This is a genomic window from Jingyaoa shaoxingensis, assembly GCF_014385005.1.
GTDB classification, from domain to species: domain Bacteria; phylum Bacillota; class Clostridia; order Lachnospirales; family Lachnospiraceae; genus Marvinbryantia; species Marvinbryantia shaoxingensis.
In genome coordinates this window covers 97,696-116,557 of sequence record NZ_JACRSZ010000007.1, presented here as the reverse complement: position 1 = coordinate 116,557, position 18,862 = coordinate 97,696, and the positions used below count along the sequence as shown (strand labels likewise).

Genomic DNA, 18,862 nt, shown 5'->3' with positions numbered 1-18,862 from the left:
TTTCAATATTTATACTCCAGAATATGCTGCAAATCCAGCATCAATTGGAAGTACTACTCCTGTTACGGCGCTTGCTGCCTTGTCATCGCAGAGGAAGAAAGTTCCTCCGATCAGTTCTTCGCTGTCTACAAAACGATGTGTCGGTGTTCCATTTAAGATCTTTGCGGAACGTGCTGTCGGTGTTCCGTCTTCATTAAATAACAGGGCACGGTTCTGGTTGGTTACCAGGAATCCCGGTGCGATCGCATTGCAACGGATTCCGGTTCCTGCGAAATGGGTAGCCAGCCACTGTGTCAGGTTGCTGACAGCAGCTTTTGCTCCTGAGTATGCAGGAATCTTGGTCAGTGGAATATAGGCATTCATAGAAGAGATATTCAGGATGCAACCGGATTTTCTCTCTACCATATCTTTTGCAAAAATCTGTGTCGGAAGCAGTGTTCCCTGGAAATTCAGGCTGAACAGGTCATTGACCCCTTCCATGTCAAGATCAAAGAATGTCTTCTGACCCGGTTTTGCTTCGTGCTGGTATTCATTATCTGTAGTTGCACGAGGATTATTCCCGCCCGCTCCGTTGATCAGAATATCGCATGGTCCAAAGTCTGCCAAAATCTGTTCGTGGATCTTTTTCATTCCTTCTTCATCCAGCACATTTCCTTCGTATCCGTTGCAGATAAATCCTTCTGCTCTCAGTTCCTCTGCCAGTTTTTCTACTTTGATTCCGGTACGGTTAATGGCTGCAACTTTTGCTCCGGCCTGTGCAAATGCACGTGCCATTGTGCTGCAGATGACTCCGCCTGCTCCGGTAATTACGACTACTTTTCCTGTAAAATCTACATTTAAAGGTAAATCCATCATCTTCGTATCCTTCTTTCTCTTAATCCAGATTGCCGCCGTTCGCTTCAATCAGTCCGTTAATGTAAGCTGTTCCAAGAGCACGGTCATATAATCCGTATCCAGGCTTGGCATCAGATCCCACTTCATCCCAGATCATTCTTCCGTGATCCGGTCTGAAATATCCGGTAAATCCGGTATCTACTAGTGCTTTTACGATTGCATTCATATCCAGGGATCCGTCCTGTGTCAGATGACCTGACTCTTCAAAAGAAGTGTCCGGAAGGATCTTTACATTACGGATATGCATAAACCCGATTCTGCCCATTGCAGAGTATTTGCGAACCATCTTCGGAATATCGTTCTTTGGTGAGCATCCCAGAGATCCTGTACACAGGCACAGACTGTTTGCAGGGCTGTCCACAATACTTAAGTATCTGTCCAGATTTTCTTCACAGGTGATCACTCTTGGCAGTCCGAAAATCGGATATGGAGGATCATCCGGATGAAGTGCCATCACTACGCCGCATTCTTCTGCAACCGGAATCACACGTTTCAGGAAGTATTCGATATTTGCCCACAGTCCTTCTTCTCCCAGTTCTCCGTAAGCACGGATCAGGTCACGTACTTCTTCCTGGGTGTAGCTGGAATCCCAGCCCGGAAGATGAATATCATCCTTTAACGGATCCAGTCCCTTTAACTGATCCCAGTACATTACAAGACTTGTAGAGCCATCTTCTGCTGCTTTGTCAAGCTGTGTTCTGGTCCAGTCAAATACCGGCATAAAGTTATATGTGATACATTTGATGCCGTATTTTGCACAACGGCGGATATTTTCACAGTAATGTTCGATATGAAGGTCTCTCTCTGGTTTACCCAGTTTGATTTCTTCTGTAACCGGAATGGATTCTACTACATCGAATACCAACCCGTTTGCCGCACATTCATCTACCAGATGCTTGATGCTCTCTTCCGGCCATACTTCGCCCGGTTTTACATCATATACGGCAGATACGATGGAACGCATGCCAGGGATCTGGCGGATCTGTTCCAGTTTGACAGGGTCACTGTCACCATACCAACGAAATGAACTTTTCATGTCTGTCTCCTTTATGTTTTGTCTTTTCAGAATCTCCTGACAGAAAACTGTCAGGAGATTCCGGATATATGGCAGTTATTTACTTATCTCTGTACACGTGCACCGGCGCCGCCCATGATTGCTTCTACTTCTTTCTTGCTTGCCATAGTGGTATCGCCCGGTGTAGTCATGGCAAGTGCGCCGTGAGCTGCTCCGTAATTCACAGCTGCTTCTGCATCGCCTGTTGTCATCAGACCATAGATCAGTCCAGACGCAAAGGAATCTCCTCCTCCTACACGATCCATGATTTCCAGACCCTTGTAGTCTTTTGCCTTGTAGATCTCTCCGTCTGCCCAGCAGATTGCGCTCCAGTCGTTTACCGTAGCTGTTCTTACGGTACGCAGTGTGGTAGCAACTGCCTTGAAGTTCGGGTAGGTCTTAGCTGCTTCGTTGATCATTTTCTTGTATCCGTCCAGATTCAGTTCCTTCAGGTTGGCATCATTTCCTTCGATCTCGAATCCAAGGCATGCTGTGAAGTCTTCTTCGTTACCGATCATAACGTCTACATATTTTGCGATCTCTTTGTTCACTTCCTGAGCCTTAGCCTGTCCGCCGATTGCACTCCACATAGATGGACGGTAGTTCAGGTCATAGGATACTACTGTACCATATTTCTTTGCTGTCTTAATTGCTGCCAGAACGGTCTCGCAGGACTGTTCGGAAAGTGCTGCGTAGATTCCGCCTGTATGCAGCCAGCGTACTCCCAGCTCACCGAAGATATAGTCAAAATTAAAGTCTTCCGGTTTTGCTTTTGAAATAGCTGTGTTGGCACGGTCTGAGCATCCTACTGCTCCACGGATACCAAATCCTCTTTCTGTGAAGTTGATACCGTTTCTACAGATACGTCCGATACCGTCTGTCTTCATCCATTTGATCAGAGATGTATCCACGCCGCCCTGAAGGATAAAGTCTTCCATCAGCATACCTACTTCGTTATCTGCAAATGCAGTAATCACGCCGGTATTCAGTCCGAAACATCTGCGAAGTCCACGTACTACGTTGTATTCTCCGCCGCCTTCCCATGCACGGAAAGATCTTGCGGTACGGATACGGCCTTCTCCCGGATCCAGACGAAGCATAACTTCGCCCAGAGAGACTGCATCATATTTGCATTCATTAGCTGGTCTTAAATTTAAATTCATGACTCTGCTCCTTATCTATTCACTGTTGTATCCTATTTGTGGCTATCGTAATCCAGATAAGCACCCTTCATCGGAGATGCTGCCAGGTCTGAGAACAGTCTCAGTACACCGCGTGTATATTTTGGCGGCTTTGGCTGCCAGTGTTTCTTACGTTCTGCAAGAATTGCATCGATCTCTTCCGGAGTCTTGCGTTCACCCTTTACACCAACGATTTCCAGAACACGTTCTTTTACATCCAGATGGATCAGGTCGCCTTCTTCTACCAGAGCGATTGGACCACCTGCCTGTGCTTCCGGACTGCAGTGTCCGATTACAGGACCTGTGGATGCTCCTGAGAAACGTCCGTCTGTGATCAGTGCAATACTCTTTCCAAGTTCTTTATCAGAAGAAATCGCTTCTGATGTGTAGAACATCTCTGGCATACCGGTTCCCTTAGGTCCCTCGTAACGAATAAATACGGCATCACCAGGATTTACTCTGTGATGAAGTACTGCATCGATACATTCTTCTTCGGAGTCGAATGGGCGTGCATTTAATACTGCGCTGAACATTTCCTTCGGGCATGCTGTATGTTTGATAACAGCGCCCTCCGGGGCAAGGTTTCCTTTTAATACTGCAACAGAACCGTCTGTTCCGATTGCTTTATCAAATGGGCGGATGATATCTTCCTTTGTCATGTGGATACCATATTTTTCATTGGCCTGATCCAGCCACTTCTGGCATCTCTCATAGAATCCATTCTGTTTCAGTTCTTCCAGGTTTTCTCCCAGAGTCTTGCCTGTTACGGTCATAACATCCAGATGAAGCATGCTCTTGATCTCTTCCATGATAGCCGGAACGCCGCCTGCATAATAGAAGAACTCAGCCGGCCAGCGTCCTGCTGGACGAAGATCCAGAAGATAATGTGCCCCTCTGTGAAGACGATCAAAGGTATCACCGTCAATCTCAATACCAAATTCATGTGCGATTGCCGGCAGATGCAGCAGAGAGTTGGTAGATCCGGAAATTGCTGCATGTACCATAATAGCATTTTCAAAGCTTTCCAGAGTGACAATGTCGGATGGTCTCATGTTTTCCATCTGAGCCAGTTTTACTGCCTGTTCTCCGGATTTTCTTGCGTATTCAAGCAGATCCGGGCTGGTTGCAGGGAGCAGTGCACTTCCAGGAAGTGTCAGGCCAAGTGCTTCTGCCATGATCTGCATGGTGGATGCTGTTCCAATGAAGGAGCATGCTCCGCAGCTAGGGCAGGCATTGCATTTTGCCCAGTTCAGTTTTGCTTCATCGATCTCACCACGTTCGTACATAGCAGAGTACATGCCAAGCTGTTCCAGTGTCAGCATATCAGGACCTGCTGCCATCGTACCACCTGTTACCATAACAGATGGGATGTTGACTCTGGCAAGGCCCATCAGGTTGCCAGGCATACCTTTATCGCAGCTGGCAATATATACACCACCGTCAAACGGTGTTGCATTTGCCTGAATTTCAATCATATTAGCAATCATCTCACGGCTGGCAAGGGAGTAGTTGATTCCGTCATTACCCTGGCTCTCACCATCACACATATCTGTTGTAAAATATCTTGCTCCAAAACCACCTGCAGCTGCTACACCTTCTCTTGCAGCTTCTACCAGTTTATCCAGATGTCCGGATCCTGGATGGCTGTCTCCAAAAGTACTCTGAATAAAGATCTGTACCTTTCCAAGGTCTTCTTCTTTCCAGCCAGTTCCGATACGAAGCGGATCCAGCTCAGGTGAGTTTGCACGAAACTTCTGACTCGCTAATTCCATAAATTTTTCCTTTCTTGCAATTAATCTACCTTCCATAATCCAAGTGCCGGTGTTCCCACAAAGTAAACTTCTTCACCGTCCGGCAGTACGTTCCATCCTTCTTTCAGTGTTTCCGGATTGTAACGTTTGGTAATCTCGTTATAGTCTGCCCACTGATATCCTACACTTTCAATTTCTTCTTTAGAAAGATTTTCCGGTTTGGTTGCGTAGGTTACGGTAAAACGTTCTTCTGTAGAGCCCTGCATCAGATGTGCTGCACTCATCAGTCTTCCTTCAAATACGCCCTGACGGTACAGCTCCAGGATATGTTCTGTTCCGGTATAGCCGTATTTTCTGGTCATCTTATCCATCTCTTCGTTCTCACCAAATGCGATTACGCCAGGTGCCAGAACGATCAGCTCTCCGCCGTCGGCTACTGTCATACGTGTACGGTAAATACCTTTGTTTCCTACCCATGTAGTCTTCAGTTCTTCCGGGTCAAGATACGTAACTACTTTCTTTGCACGATGATCTACATGTACGATATTCAGCTTCTGAGCCAGCTCAGCTGCTTTCTCAAATGGCTTTCTGGATTCACCGATATAGAGTCCATGAAGCTTTAAGGTATCATTTTCTCTTGTGGTAACCGTCTGCAGATATACCAGAGGCAACTTGCCATCGATGAAATGCTGCTGTGCATAATCGTATACTTTTCTTGCCGGGCTGTCTATGACACCCAGTGCTTTTTCCATTCCGCAGATGGCACTGAGCATATGAGACTTGTTAATCATCTCACGTCCGCCGGTACCTACGAAAATGTTCTTAGAATAATTCGCCATACCTACTACTTCGTGAGGGACGACCTGTCCGACTGAGAGAATCAGATCATATCCTCCATCTACCAGAAGATGGTTGACCTCTACATCGATCTGTTCCGGGAACAGACCATTACTGATCTCTGAGCAGACCTCTGCCGGAACATAACCCAGGCATACGGTATCTGTCTGCCAGTGGTGTACGATAATACGGTCTCTTGGTACCACATCACCAAAGAACTTCTGCATCTCGTCTTCATTCATTGCCATGTGGGTTCCCAGTGCCGGCATCACATCAATCTGGGCTGACGGGCTCAGCTTCTTATAAAGAAGCTGAGTAATCTCGCCTGCATAAGAATAACATCTTGTATAATCAGGAGGAATGATCAGTACCTTCTTTGCATCCGGGTACTGTACCAGGAGATCATCCAGCATCTTTTCCAGCTGTTCTCCTGAGATCCCCTTCTCTTCTTCTGTCAAATAGAGTTCTTTCATTATAATAGGCTCCTCCTGCTTATTATCTTAAATCAACAACAACTTTCATGTAGTTTCCAGGATTCTTTTCGATATCAATGATGGTTTCCGGAGCTTCGTCCATAGGAACCGTCTTGGTCAGGATCTTCTTCACATCTACTTTACCGGATGTGATCAGTTCGATTGCTTCTTCAAATTCGCCTGCGGAAGTACGTGCACCGCGGATATCAATTTCTTTCTTTGTAAACAGATCTGTAGGAAGGGATGTTTCTTTCTTTGGCCATCCTGTAAATGTGATACGTCCTGCATTGGATACCAGATCCAGTGTGCCGCGGATGCATACGTTTGCTCCTGTACATTCCATAACAAGCTGAGCCATTGTACCATCTGTGATCTTGGCAACTGCTGCTACCGGATCTTCATTTGCAGAGTTGATGATGTATTCTACTCCCAGTTCTTTACCAAAGTCCAGACGTTCCTGTACTACATCGATCAAAATTGCATGTGCGCCGTATGCTTCTGCAACCATTGCTGCCAGAAGACCGATTGGGCCTGCTCCGTAGATGGCACAGAATTCACCGGCTTTCAGTCCGCCTCTGTGTACTCCGTGAAGAGATATTGTAAGTGGTTCAGCCATAGCTGCCAGTACCCAGTCCATTCCTTCCGGCATCTTGACCAGCATATCAGCCGGATGACAGAAGTATTCCGCCATACCGCCGTCTACATGTACGCCCAGAACGTGCAGATCTGTACAGCAGTTGGTACGTCCGATGGAGCATGGATAGCAATGTCCGCAGTAAAGATATGGATCCACGATAACATGGTCACCTACTTTAAATCCCTTTGGATTGTCCTCATCAATCTCTTCGATGATACCAGCCAGTTCATGTCCGATAACTCTAGGATAGGAAACAAGTCCGTTTGTTCCGCGGAAAGCTCCGATATCACTTCCGCAGATTCCTGCTGTCATGATCTTGATCAGTGCTTCACCTTTTTTACGCACCGGTTTGTCCATCTCTACGCAAGCTACATCCCATGGTTTTTCATACTTAATTGCTTTCATTTCTTACATCCTCCTGTGATTTTCACATCATGTTGTCATTTTGTCATTTTTTCGTACACTTCTGGTCTCAGGAACGGCCACTTTCTTCTTAATATTATATAGAGCGCTGTGAGATCTTCTCCCGTGACCATAACCAGATGCTATTTGTAATATACCATACGACGTCATATGTTTCAATCATCAGAATGAATAAATTTGAATCTTTTTTTTTATGAAAAAGTTCTGTATACCCCGTCACATTTTTGTTCGTTTTCTTTTTCTGAATTTTCCCAGTTGTTACTTTTTTCTATTCTCTATTTTTTCTGCTCATTTCATTGTCAATATTGCACAATTTTAAGTCTTGTTTCTGTGCACCATTCCGATTTTGTAAAATGTGTTTGACGTGCGACGTCTCACGTGTTATGGTCATATATGTGAGATACATATGTAAATGCTTCAGGAACGGCATTTGCATTGTGATGATTGATGGGCGGGTTAGCGCTACCGTTCATCTTTCCGGTTTTAATATGTACAAAACCGGAATTTTTTATCCAAATAAAGGAACGGAGGAAAATTATTATGATGATTCTTATCTTTATCATCTCCATCGCAGTTCTTCTGCTCTGCATCATGAAGTTTAAATTAAACCCATTTGTTGCACTGTTGGTTGTAGCTGCACTGACCGGTCTTGCTACCGGAATGCCACTTGCCACTAAGACACTGGAAGATGGCAGTCAGGTACTTGGTATCGGTACTGTAATTCAGAATAACTTTGGTTCTACACTTGGTTCCATCGGTATGGTAACCGGACTTGGTGTTATGCTGGGTATGTTCATGTATGAATCCGGCGGTATCAATAACATCTGTAACGCAATCTTGAAAGTTCTCGGAGAAGAAAAATCTCAGTATGCTGTTGCATGTGCAGGTTTCATTACCGGTATCCCGGTATTCGGCGACGTTGTATATATCATGTTCGCTCCAATGCTTCGTGCACTTTCCAAGAAAACAGGTTACTCCATGGCAGCTTATGCAGGAGCAATCTCTGTAGCAACCACATGTACATTCGCTCTGGTACTTCCTACTGCACCGCCTCTGGCTGTAGCTGCTAACATGGAAATCAACGTAGGTCTGTTCTTCCCATACGCACTGATCAGTGCATTCGTAGGTATGCTTGTTGGTGGTATCGTATATGGCGGATTTATCAACAAAATTGACCGTAAAAATGGTAAAACATGGGATTTCTCAGATCTTGAGGAAGAAGAAAAAGAAGAAGCTGGCGGCAAGAGCATGAGTGGTATGATGGCTCTGTCCATTCTTCTTGTTCCTATCGTACTGATTCTTCTGGGAAGCTTCTCATCCTTCTTCTTAAAAGAAGGTACTGTTCTGACAGTTCTTACCTTCCTTGGTGATAAGAACATCGCCATGCTGCTTGGTGTTCTGTACGGAGCATTTATTTCCAGACCTTACCTGAAACGTTCTATCACGACGATCATGTCCGAAGGTGCTGACGCTGTTGGTAGTATCCTTCTGATCACAGGTGCCGGCGGAGCTTACGGCGGAATCCTGAAGGCTTGTGGCATTTCAGATGTCGTTACCAGCACACTTATGGGATTCCATATGCCAATGCTGCTGATGTGCTTCGTGATCGCACAGGTACTTCGTATTGCTACCGGTTCTACAACCACAGCACTTACTGTTACTTCCTCTATCGTTGCAACAGCAGTTGCAACCAGCGGTGTGTCACCAATCCTGTGTGCAATCGCTGTTTGTGCAGGTGGTATCGGTCTGTCCCTTCCAAACGACTCTGGATTCTGGGCAATCAACAGATTCTTCCACATCGACTTCAGAGACACCATCGTTGGATGGTCACTGGGTGGTTTCGTAGCAGGTGTAACAATCCTGATCTTCGTAGCGATCCTGAGCATCTTCCAGGGAGTATTACCAGGACTGATGTAATGATTCCTGTATCACAGCATTAGCGCTTGCACGGAATTATCCATACAGGATCATAATTTTTTAAGAACCGGCAGATCGGACTTCTATCCGGTCTGCCGATTTTGTTTTAAAAGGAAATTGTAAAACTCCCGTCTGTTTTATAATTTCCTTTTAAAACAAATCAACCACATCGGAAGCTGCTGCCTGCTCTTTTGCAGAATGTATCTGTCTTCCCGAAAGGACTTCTTATGGCTACGACTGATTTAAAACTTGTACATAACGGCGAAAAATCTCTGCCGGAGCGTGTAGCAGACCAGCTTATGAATCTGATCCGCACACAGGAACTTCAGGCAGGTGACAAACTTCCCAATGAATTCGAACTGGCAGAACAGCTTCAAGTCGGCCGGGGCAGTATCCGGGAAGCAGTAAAGCTTCTTGTTGCCCGCAATATTCTGGAAATCAAACGGGGAAAGGGTACTTATATTGCCCAGCATACCGGGGAAATTCAGGATCCTCTTGGCCTCGCCTTTTGCAGCGATCAGTTTCAGCTTGCTTTTGACCTTCTGGAAGTGCGCATGCAGCTGGAACCGTGGGTGGTTGCCAATGCTGCGCAGCATGCAACAGAAGAAGACTGTAAAAAACTGCTGGACAAATGCCAGGATGTGGAAAATAATATTCGTATGGGTATCAATCATCTGGACAGTGATAAGGCATTTCACCGCGCCATTGCCAGCTGTACCCACAATGTTGTGATGCCGAAACTGATTCCGGTCATCGTCTATTCCGTCGATCTCTTCGGAGCTCTGACCAGACGATCTCTGAAAAATGAAACTATCATTCAGCACCGCGCTATCACAGAGGCAATTATGCGTCATGATCCAGATGCTGCCAGGGATGCCATGATTCTTCACCTGCAGCAGAACCGTGACTCATTGCAGTTAATAAAAGAAAAACTTAATCAATCAAAAGAAAAGGAGAACACTTCAATATGAGACAGAAAAGTGAAAAAGAACGTTTATGGTGGGCTCAGTTTAATGCCCTGGAAATGGGAAGCGGATGGGATGATACCGATATCGCCAAACCGCAGATTATGATTGAAGATGTATACGGAGATTCCCATCCAGGAAGTGTCCATCTCCACCAGTTATCCACTCAGGCAGGATATGGTGTCTATGAAAAAGGCGGTTTCCCGGCTCACTATCATACTACCGATGTCTGTGACGGATGCGCTCAGGGACATGACGGCATGAACATTGTTCTGGCTTCCAGAGAAGCCATTGCCGATATGGTGGAAGTTCATGCAAGCGCTGTACCATGGGATGGCATGATTCTCTCCAGCAGCTGTGACAAGTCCATTCCGGCACACTTAAAAGCTGCCGCACGTATGGATATCCCGACCATCTTTATGCCAGGCGGAAGCATGCGTCCGGGTCCAAATATGACCACCAGTCTGGTTGCCGGTGACATCTCTCTTCGCCAGAAACGAAAAGATGCCGTAACCCCACAGGAGATCCGCGACTACTATCTCACCGGATGCCCTTCCGTTGGTGCCTGCACCTTCCTTGGAACTGCCAGCACCATGCAGTGTATGGCAGAAGCTCTGGGCCTTGCTCTTCCAGGCTCCGCTCTCGCTCCTGCTACTATGATGGATATCCAGCGTTACGCCCGTCAGGCTGGGCGCAAAATTATGGAACTTGTAGAACGTGATATCAAGGTATCCGATATTCTGACACCGGCTGCCTTTAAGAATGCGATTATCATTCACAGTGCCATCGGCGGAAGCACCAATGCTACCCTTCACCTGCCAAGTATTGCCAGAGAACTGGGTATTGACCTTCCAATTGAGATGTTTGATGAGATCAATCATCAGGTACCACATATCGGAAATATCTTCCCAAGCGGTCAGTATCTGACCGAATGTTTCTGGTTCGCAGGTGGTATTCCATATGTACAGTTACTGTTAAAAGATATGCTGGATCTGGATGTCATGACTGTTACCGGCAAGACACTGGGTGAAAACCTGGAGGATCTGCAGAAGGACAATTTCTTTGAACGTAACGTAGGTTATCTGAACAACTATCATATTAACCGTGATGATGTGATCATTCCTCCTGAAAAAGTAACCGAAAAAGGAAGCGTTGCCATTCTGAAAGGTAATATCGCGCCGGAAGGAAGCGTGGTAAAATACTCCGCTGTTGCACAGTCCCAGCGTGTCTTCACCGGTCCTGCCAGAGTCTTCAACGAAGAAGAAGATGCTTATCAGGCTGTGGTAGACAAGCAGATCAAGCCTGGCGATATCATTGTCATCCGTTATGAGGGTCCAAGAGGATGCGGTATGCCGGAAATGCTTATGACCACAGAAGCTATCGTGTGTGATGAGGAACTGAACGGACATGTAGCCCTGATCACTGACGGTCGTTTCTCCGGAGCTACCAGAGGTGCTGCTATCGGTCATATCAGCCCGGAAGCTGCCTCAGGCGGTCCAATTGCCTTTGTCGAAGAAGGTGACCTGATCCGCTATGATATCGAGAACCGTCGTCTGGATCTGGTTGGTGCAGCCGGAAAAGAAGTTACTCCGGAAGAGGCTGATGCCATTTTGAAAGAACGAAGCAAAAAAGGTATTATTCCAAGACCTGCCAGAAAAGGCTTCTATAAGAGATATACAGATCACGCACTCAGTGCTATGCAGGGTGCCGGTCTGAACTAAGAGTTCAAGGGAGAATCATTCATGAAGAAAAAGAAAAATATTGCCGGAACTGCCTACTGGGCAGTTCTGATAGCAGGAAGTATCCTTCTCATATTATACTGCCTGATGCAGTCCGTTCCCAAAAATCTGGTTTTCCGCTATGTAACCATCTGGGTTCTGGTTCTGCTGGCAGGCGCCATCATCGTGTTCTTCGTTCCTTATGGAAAAGAAGGCAAAAAGCTGGATGCCATGATGCCGCTTCTGGACACAAATCCAGACCAGTACATCCGTGAACTGACAGCCTTTCTGGAGCAGACTTCTTCCGGAATGATTTTCCAGGTTGGACTGCTGAATCTGGCAGTTGCATACTGCCGGAAACGGAACCACAAAAAAGCTCAGGAAACCCTGAACCAGGTACAGCCGGGTAATCTTTCCATTGCAAACAAAGCTGTTTACTGGTCCACATTCGCACTCACCTGCTTCTATCTGGGACAGACGGAAGACGGCTGCCGTATCATCGACAAGCGCGGCAAAGACTTTATGGACAACCCAAGGCTGAATCATCTGGGTGCTGCACCTGCTATTCTGATGATTTTCTATCATCTGGAAAAACATCAGAAAAAAGAAGCCCGGGAACTGTATGCCAAAGCAAGAAAGAAATGGTACGGTCCACAGTATAAAGCAGATTTTGATTATCTGGAAAAACAATTACAGAAAAAATAAGATTTACAAATCAGACAGGCTGTGTACGAATCTCGCACACAGCCTGTCTTTTTAGGAGTTTTTGATTATAACATTAGTTATCATGTTACCTTATTTATAATACGACACCGTCTTTGAAGATGGAGATACTTCTGTAACCACGGCGTTCAGTCTGGGTTTCTTTTCCACTGGCGGTCTCAATCACCAGATCCAGGAGACGTTTTGCAGCGTCGTCAATAGATTCTCCGTTTACGATTGGACCTGCATCGAAGTCGATCCAGTTCTTCTTGTTTGCTGCCAGCTGGCTGTTGGTAGCCAGTTTCAGTGTTGGAGCCGGTGCGCCAAACGGCGTTCCTCGTCCTGTGGTAAACAGGATCATGTGTGCACCTGCTGCTGTCATAGCTGTAGCAGATACCAGATCATTTCCCGGTCCATACAGCATGTTCAGTCCCTTGGTTACAACAGGGTCGCCGTAACCTATGACGTCCATAATCGGTGCACTTCCGCCCTTCTGAACGCATCCACAAGACTTATCTTCCAGTGTGGTGATACCACCCTGGCGATTTCCTGGACTTGGATTATCATATACCACTTCATGGTGACTGATAAAGTAATTTTTGAAGCCATTGATCATATTGACTGCCTTATCAAAGACTTCTTTATTGATACAGCGGTTCATCAGGAATCCTTCCGCTCCGAACATCTCCGGCACTTCTGTCAGGACGGTTGATCCTCCTCTTGCTGCCATCATATCACTAAAACGGCCTACCGTCGGGTTCGCCGTGATACCTGACAGTCCATCTGATCCGCCGCATTTCATACCGACAACCAGTTCACTGACCGGAATCGGCTCTCTGTGGAACTGTCCTGCATATTCTGCGCACTGTTCCAGAAGCTTTCTTCCCTCTTCGAATTCATCTTCCACTTCCTGGCAGGTGAGAAACTTCACTCTGTCTGAATCATAGTCGCCCAGTTCTTCCAGGAACTGTTCGTGAGTCAGATTCTCACAGCCAAGTCCAAGAACCAGTACCGCTGCCGCATTCGGATGACGAACCAGCGCTGCAAGAAGCTTTCTTGTCTGGGCATGGTCTGCACCGGTCTGGCTGCATCCAAACGGATGATCGAAAGTATACAGTCCATCGATGGTACCCTTTACCAGATCCTGATTCATCTGTACCATACGTTTTGCCACATCATTCACACAGCCTACGGTCGGGATGATCCAGATCTCATTACGGATTGCTGCACGGCCGTCTTTTCTGCGGAAACCATTGAAAGTTTCCGGTTCTGCAGGTGTTACCGGTGTAATAGCCGGCTGGTAAGTATATTCTACTTCCCCTTCCAGATTGGTTGCCATGTTATGGCTGTGCACCCAGTTTCCTGCCTCGATTTCTTCTGTCGCATGTCCGATTGGAAAACCATATTTGATGATATTTGTATCTTTTTCAATCTTTTTCAGGGCGATCTTATGCCCCTGCGGAATATCCCCGCCTGCAATTACAGTATATTCACCTGCAGTGACGCTCTCCCCCTTTGCAATCGGGGTAAGCGCTACTGCCACATTATCAAGTGGATTAATCTGAATTGTTTTCATACCTTTATCTTACAGGCAGCTTGCGTAAGCAGCCTTTGCTCCTTCCTCACGGATCTTCTTCAGATCAGCTACTACAGTTTCTTCCAGACCCTTGATCTGTGTCAGATCCTGATCCCACATCTTTTCATTTGTCAAAACGGCATGTACCAGATCTTCCGGGCTGTCATTTCTGTGTTCATAGTAGAAATCCAGTGCCCAGCGGTCATCACTTACCACATATTCATTTCCTGCCGGACGCTTGCATACCAGACCTTTTTCATTCAGTTCCTGAATATCATTGCTGTAGAATGCAATGTATGCAGCCAGAGACATGGTCAGGCATACCGGAAGCTCACCTTTTTCTTTCACATATTCCAGGAAGGACGGCATATTTCTTGCTTTCCACTTAGATGTGGAGTTCAGGGAAATGCTCATCAGTTCATGATTAACAAACGGGTTGTTGAAACGGTCTGAAACTGCAGCCGCAAAGTTCAGCAGATCCTGTTTGTCCAATGGCAGAGTCGGGATTACTTCATCATAGAGCATCTTGTTCATGAATCCTTTGATGGTTTCATCCTGCATACAGTCACGTACGATATTTTCTCCGGCAAGATATGCACCAAGAACAAATCCTGTGTGTGCACCATTCAGGATACGTACTTTTCGCTTCTTGTATGGGCTCATATCCGGCACTACAAATACTCTGTCTTCCAGTCCTGCTTTCTTGAATGGAAGCACATCATTCAGCTTCGGATCTCCTTCGATAACCCATACACCGAATACTTCGCCAACATCCAGCAATGGATCAGCATAACCATGCTTCTGTTCCAGTTCTGCTACTTCTTTTTCGTCACGGATACGTCCCGGTACGATACGGTCAACCAGAGATCCACAGAAAGTACATTCTTCGTTAACGTATTTCTTGAATCCGTCTTCCATTCCCCACTGTTCAATGTACTGGTTTACACATTTCAACAGTTCTTTACCGTTGTTGTCGATCAGTTCGCATGCAAGCATGATGATGCCTTTTTTGCCTGCTTTATAACGGTGATACAGAACCTGTGTCAGTTTTGCAGGGAAGCTGGATGGCGGGCAGTCATCCTGCTGGCAGGATGGATCATACTGAATACCGGCTTCTGTTGTATTGGAAACGATAATTTCCAGATCATCGCTTGCTGCTACTTCCATCATTGCTTCATAATCTGCTTTTTCATATGGATTCAGGCAGTTCTTTACGCTGGAGATGACACGTTTTGCATCTACCTTCTGTCCGTTTTCACTTCCGCGAAGATATAAAGTATACAGACCTTCCTGTTCATTGATCATCTTTGCAAGACCAGGAGCGATTGGCTGTACCAGACAGCATTTACCGTTCCAGTCAGCTTTTTCATTGGCAAGATCAAACCAGTAATCTACAAATGCACGAAGGAAGTTACCTTCTCCGAACTGTAATACCTTTACAGGTGCATCTTTTAATACATATCCGTCATAACCAGATTTTGCTAATACGTCATAATTCAGTCTATCCATTTCTTTATCCTCCACTTTTTATTAAAATACAAGGCTTCCGTCTTTCATTGGCAGATCACCATTTTCATCAAAGTTCCATTCTTCCGGCTCTGAAATAATTTCCAGTTTGCCTTTGTATGCTTCGTTATCTTTAATTTCATCCAGATATGCTTCTGATAATAAAATTTCACCAATATTCAGACTATTTGGAATCCGGACAATTCTTGCATGTTCTTTGTCGATTTCATTACAGGTCTGCAGGCAGCACTGGATACATTCTTTATCACTTTCCATAACGATCGGAATACGTACACCACCAAGTACAGTACAGGTAATCGCATTTGGATACATGGATTTCAGATCAAGCTGCTTGTATACTCGTGCTGTGGTTGCACTGGAATATCCAAGTCCAATTCCGTTCCCGTGAGTCTCAGGACTTAAGTTCAGAACAGCTACTCTCTGTGCATCAATTCCCCCACTGGCACAGTTGGTACAAAACGTTCCGGTAATATTTGGATCCATACCGTCTCCGCTGAAGTTCTTACCAATCTGATCTACCACCAGCACATCACAGGAATCAACCCAGATACGTGGCATCAGAGATTTTGCATATTCCAGAAGAGCCGGTTCTTTGTCATTGATCTCTTCTGCTGCAACTGCTCCGATCCAGCAGGTCTCTTCAAATGCATTTTCAATCGTTGGTACTGCAAACAGCACTGGTGCATTTGCAATAATCGCGCGTCCAAAGGACGGCACGTTCTTATGCATATTCTGGAATCCGGCCGCATGGCAGATAGTTGCTCCATACTGTTTTCCAAGACCAATTGCCATCATCTTCATCATGCCGCTCTCATAAGGTCCTCGGAATGCAGTGTGTGGTTTGATACGGCATCCGAGAATAATTCCATCTGCTTCGGCAGCATTCTTATCAATGTAAACGTCTACGCCTTCTGCATTCTTGCCAATACATTTCACTTCCATTGACGAAATAATTGGGCATCCACAATATTCTTCTGTAATACCATATCCGGTCAGAATCTCTTTCTGTCCTTCAGCTGTTGCTCCACCGTGACTTCCCATTGCAGGTACAATAAACGGCTGTGCACCCTGTTCCTTACAAAAATCTACGATGCATTTTGTTGTTAATGCCACATTTGAGATACCTCTGGAACCTGCGGTAATGGCAATACGCATACCAGGTTTCACTCTGTCTTTAAACTTCGGTTCTGATAACAGATCATGAATGATCTGTGGAATCTTTTCTACTTCAAGTTTATCATCTGGGAATATCTGTCTTGCACGAAACATCTTTGGTAATTTTGTTCCGCTTACAATATCTGCAACAAATTGTCTTTCTCTCATTTTTCTACCTCTTTATAAGTTTTCTAGCCTGCCCCCTTTTTACAGAGAGCAGGCCAGACATTATTGTTAGTATACCAAATCAACCAAGAATGTTGTCAGTGGCGGGAAATATGTAAGTACCAGCATATCTACTGCAAAAAGGATATAGAACGGAATTGCTTCCTTAATAAATTCTTTTGTCGGGCACTTTGTAATACCACAGGTAACAAACATCAGAGTTCCCATAGGTGGTGTAAATGCACCGATGGTACAGTTGAAAATATAAACCATTGCAAAGTGTATTGGATCAATACCAAATGCAACTGCAATTGGATGAAGGAGTGGTCCAAGAACGATCATGGATGCATTTCCTTCAATAAACATACCTACAACGATCAGAAAAATATTACAGATGATCAAGAATATATATTTATTCGCAATATGACCAGTCATCCATGCTGCCATCGTCTGCGGAATCTGCTCTTTTGTCAAAATCCAGGAGAAGCAGGATGCTGCCGCTACGATCATCATGATAGATGCTGTTGTAGTAACAGTTTCTTTACAGCCTTTTAAGAAATCACTTGCTTTCATTTCATGGTAAAGAATGCCAAGTAACAGAGAATATACGATGGCTACGGTACCTGCTTCTGTAGCTGTGAAGATACCGATTCGTACACCACCGATGATGATAATCGGCAGTAACATTGGCAGAATTGCCGGTTTGATGGCTGCGATCTTTTCAGATGCAGGGATCTTTTCTGTTCTCTTTGGCATGTAACCACGATTCTTTGCAACAAAACGGGTAAAGATCATCAAGGTTACACTCAGTACTAGACCAGGTCCGATACCTGCAACGAACAGTTTTCCAACAGAAATATTGTTAATACATGCATAGATAATCAGTCCTGTTCCAGGTGGAATCAACGGAACGATCATTCCTGAGGCTGCTGTAATAACAGTAGAAAAAGCTTTTGTATATCCTTCTGCTTCCATAGGAGGTACCAGCATCTTACATTCCATAGCTGCATCAGCCAGCGAAGAGCCCGACAGACCACCCATCAGTGTGGAAAGAAGAATATTTACCTGTGCCAGACCACCATACATTCGTGAGGTCAGCACACTACAACATTCCATAATTCGCCTTGTTACACCTGTATAATTCATAAATACACCGGCCATTACGAAGAATGGAATTGCCAGCAGGGAAATTCCCGATGCACCAGAAATGGTCAGCTGGGCAAACATTGCCGGGTTGGTACCTTCTGCAAAAATAAAGTAGATCGCAGAAGCTGCTAATACTGCTACATAAACCTGCACTTTCATAAACAACATAATCAGCAGGCAGATGGCAGAAATAATAACGACTGTTTTCATCCTTTTTTCTTTGCCTCCTCGAATTCTTCATCTGTAATAGACTCAATCGTTTCCTGCTCTGAATATCCAAAAATTGTGGTTAACACAAAATTGAAGATCTGCCAGAGACATGAAATCGGTACAATACAGTAAATCGTAATATAAGACCAATGTAATACCGATGTTTTTCTTCCGGTTGTTGCAAAAAGTTTTAAATATTCCAGACTTGCATATCCGAGATAACAGATGGTAATTACAGTAATTGCCAGAATAATAACGTTCAGGATTTTTCGAATAGCAGCTGGGAACATATCATAAAAGATCTCGATTGCTGCATGGTTTCCTGTTCTGAATGCTGCTCCAGCAGCTCCAAAAATAACCCAGACGATCAGGGAAGCCTGTACTTCCTCTGTCCAGCCAAACGGCTTGCTCAGTATGTATCTGGCAATAACTCCGGCAAAGGTAGCCAGAACCAATGCACACATTGCAACTGAGGCTATGACAACATCAATGTTTAATAACATTGCCTTTTTATCTGTTTTTTTCATTTAT

15 protein-coding genes are annotated in these 18,862 nt (G+C 45.2%); 4 read left to right on the top strand and 11 right to left on the bottom strand.

The genetic code is table 11. The annotated features are described in order from the left end of the window. Window positions 1–9: 9 nt before the first annotated feature. The 6 genes from H8716_RS08435 to H8716_RS08410 form a co-directional block, all read right to left on the bottom strand. Window positions 10–852: an SDR family oxidoreductase gene (locus H8716_RS08435; protein ID WP_283243050.1), complete on the bottom strand. Its 843-nt coding sequence runs from the start codon at window positions 850–852 to the stop codon at window positions 10–12. Between the two features lie 22 nt (window positions 853–874). Then, a complete protein-coding gene (gene uxuA, locus H8716_RS08430) occupies window positions 875–1,930 on the bottom strand; it encodes a mannonate dehydratase (protein ID WP_249308130.1) in 1,056 nt (351 codons plus the stop codon). A gap of 83 nt (window positions 1,931–2,013) precedes the next feature. Further along, window positions 2,014–3,111 carry a sugar kinase gene (locus H8716_RS08425; protein ID WP_249308129.1) on the bottom strand — a complete coding sequence of 366 codons (1,098 nt, stop codon included), beginning with the start codon at window positions 3,109–3,111 and terminating at the stop codon, window positions 2,014–2,016. Window positions 3,112–3,143: 32 nt separating this feature from the next. Then, window positions 3,144–4,901, bottom strand: coding sequence for a dihydroxy-acid dehydratase (gene ilvD / locus H8716_RS08420; protein ID WP_249308128.1), 1,758 nt, complete (start codon window positions 4,899–4,901; stop codon window positions 3,144–3,146). A gap of 20 nt (window positions 4,902–4,921) precedes the next feature. Further along, window positions 4,922–6,190: a lactate racemase domain-containing protein gene (locus H8716_RS08415; RefSeq protein WP_249308127.1), complete on the bottom strand. Its 1,269-nt coding sequence runs from the start codon at window positions 6,188–6,190 to the stop codon at window positions 4,922–4,924. A gap of 22 nt (window positions 6,191–6,212) precedes the next feature. Further along, window positions 6,213–7,232 carry a zinc-binding alcohol dehydrogenase family protein gene (locus tag H8716_RS08410; protein ID WP_249308126.1) on the bottom strand — a complete coding sequence of 340 codons (1,020 nt, stop codon included), beginning with the start codon at window positions 7,230–7,232 and terminating at the stop codon, window positions 6,213–6,215. Window positions 7,233–7,790: 558 nt separating this feature from the next. Here H8716_RS08410 and H8716_RS08405 point away from each other — a divergent pair. The 4 genes from H8716_RS08405 (at window position 7,791) to H8716_RS08390 (ending at window position 12,555) form a co-directional block, all read left to right on the top strand. Next, entirely contained in the window at window positions 7,791–9,167 is a 1,377-nt protein-coding gene (locus H8716_RS08405; RefSeq protein WP_249308125.1) for a GntP family permease, read from the top strand. Window positions 9,168–9,394: 227 nt separating this feature from the next. After that, complete coding sequence (locus H8716_RS08400; protein ID WP_249308124.1) at window positions 9,395–10,138, top strand: FadR/GntR family transcriptional regulator; 744 nt, start codon at window positions 9,395–9,397, stop codon at window positions 10,136–10,138. Continuing rightward, window positions 10,135–11,853 carry a dihydroxy-acid dehydratase gene (ilvD, locus tag H8716_RS08395; protein ID WP_249308123.1) on the top strand — a complete coding sequence of 573 codons (1,719 nt, stop codon included), beginning with the start codon at window positions 10,135–10,137 and terminating at the stop codon, window positions 11,851–11,853. The genes H8716_RS08400 and ilvD (H8716_RS08395) overlap by 4 nt, the downstream gene beginning before the upstream one ends. A gap of 21 nt (window positions 11,854–11,874) precedes the next feature. After that, window positions 11,875–12,555, top strand: coding sequence for a hypothetical protein (locus tag H8716_RS08390; protein ID WP_249308122.1), 681 nt, complete (start codon window positions 11,875–11,877; stop codon window positions 12,553–12,555). A 94-nt stretch (window positions 12,556–12,649) separates the two neighbouring features. On the opposite strand, the gene H8716_RS08385 is transcribed toward H8716_RS08390, so the two are convergent. From H8716_RS08385 to H8716_RS08365, 5 genes are all read right to left on the bottom strand, one after another. Further along, entirely contained in the window at window positions 12,650–14,128 is a 1,479-nt protein-coding gene (locus H8716_RS08385; protein ID WP_249308121.1) for a UxaA family hydrolase, read from the bottom strand. A 9-nt stretch (window positions 14,129–14,137) separates the two neighbouring features. Continuing rightward, entirely contained in the window at window positions 14,138–15,637 is a 1,500-nt protein-coding gene (locus H8716_RS08380; protein WP_249308120.1) for a tagaturonate reductase, read from the bottom strand. Between the two features lie 21 nt (window positions 15,638–15,658). After that, window positions 15,659–16,978, bottom strand: a complete 1,320-nt coding sequence (locus H8716_RS08375; protein ID WP_249308119.1) for a nickel pincer cofactor-dependent isomerase, group 22 — start codon at window positions 16,976–16,978, stop codon at window positions 15,659–15,661. Window positions 16,979–17,044: 66 nt separating this feature from the next. Beyond that, entirely contained in the window at window positions 17,045–18,331 is a 1,287-nt protein-coding gene (locus H8716_RS08370; RefSeq protein WP_249308118.1) for a TRAP transporter large permease, read from the bottom strand. Beyond that, entirely contained in the window at window positions 18,328–18,858 is a 531-nt protein-coding gene (locus tag H8716_RS08365; protein WP_249308117.1) for a TRAP transporter small permease, read from the bottom strand. The genes H8716_RS08370 and H8716_RS08365 overlap by 4 nt, the downstream gene beginning before the upstream one ends. Window positions 18,859–18,862 lie beyond the last annotated feature (4 nt).

Coding starts and splice junctions, on each gene's coding strand:
- H8716_RS08415 (WP_249308127.1), bottom strand. CDS start 6,190: ATGAAAGAACTCTATTTGACAGAAGAAGAGAAGGGGATCTCAGGAGAA.
- ilvD (WP_249308123.1), top strand. CDS start 10,135: ATGAGACAGAAAAGTGAAAAAGAACGTTTATGGTGGGCTCAGTTTAAT.
- H8716_RS08410 (WP_249308126.1), bottom strand. CDS start 7,232: ATGAAAGCAATTAAGTATGAAAAACCATGGGATGTAGCTTGCGTAGAG.
- H8716_RS08405 (WP_249308125.1), top strand. CDS start 7,791: ATGATGATTCTTATCTTTATCATCTCCATCGCAGTTCTTCTGCTCTGC.
- H8716_RS08370 (WP_249308118.1), bottom strand. CDS start 18,331: ATGAAAACAGTCGTTATTATTTCTGCCATCTGCCTGCTGATTATGTTG.
- H8716_RS08425 (WP_249308129.1), bottom strand. CDS start 3,111: ATGAATTTAAATTTAAGACCAGCTAATGAATGCAAATATGATGCAGTC.
- H8716_RS08375 (WP_249308119.1), bottom strand. CDS start 16,978: ATGAGAGAAAGACAATTTGTTGCAGATATTGTAAGCGGAACAAAATTA.
- H8716_RS08385 (WP_249308121.1), bottom strand. CDS start 14,128: ATGAAAACAATTCAGATTAATCCACTTGATAATGTGGCAGTAGCGCTT.
- uxuA (WP_249308130.1), bottom strand. CDS start 1,930: ATGAAAAGTTCATTTCGTTGGTATGGTGACAGTGACCCTGTCAAACTG.
- ilvD (WP_249308128.1), bottom strand. CDS start 4,901: ATGGAATTAGCGAGTCAGAAGTTTCGTGCAAACTCACCTGAGCTGGAT.
- H8716_RS08365 (WP_249308117.1), bottom strand. CDS start 18,858: ATGAAAAAAACAGATAAAAAGGCAATGTTATTAAACATTGATGTTGTC.
- H8716_RS08435 (WP_283243050.1), bottom strand. CDS start 852: ATGGATTTACCTTTAAATGTAGATTTTACAGGAAAAGTAGTCGTAATT.
- H8716_RS08380 (WP_249308120.1), bottom strand. CDS start 15,637: ATGGATAGACTGAATTATGACGTATTAGCAAAATCTGGTTATGACGGA.
- H8716_RS08400 (WP_249308124.1), top strand. CDS start 9,395: ATGGCTACGACTGATTTAAAACTTGTACATAACGGCGAAAAATCTCTG.
- H8716_RS08390 (WP_249308122.1), top strand. CDS start 11,875: ATGAAGAAAAAGAAAAATATTGCCGGAACTGCCTACTGGGCAGTTCTG.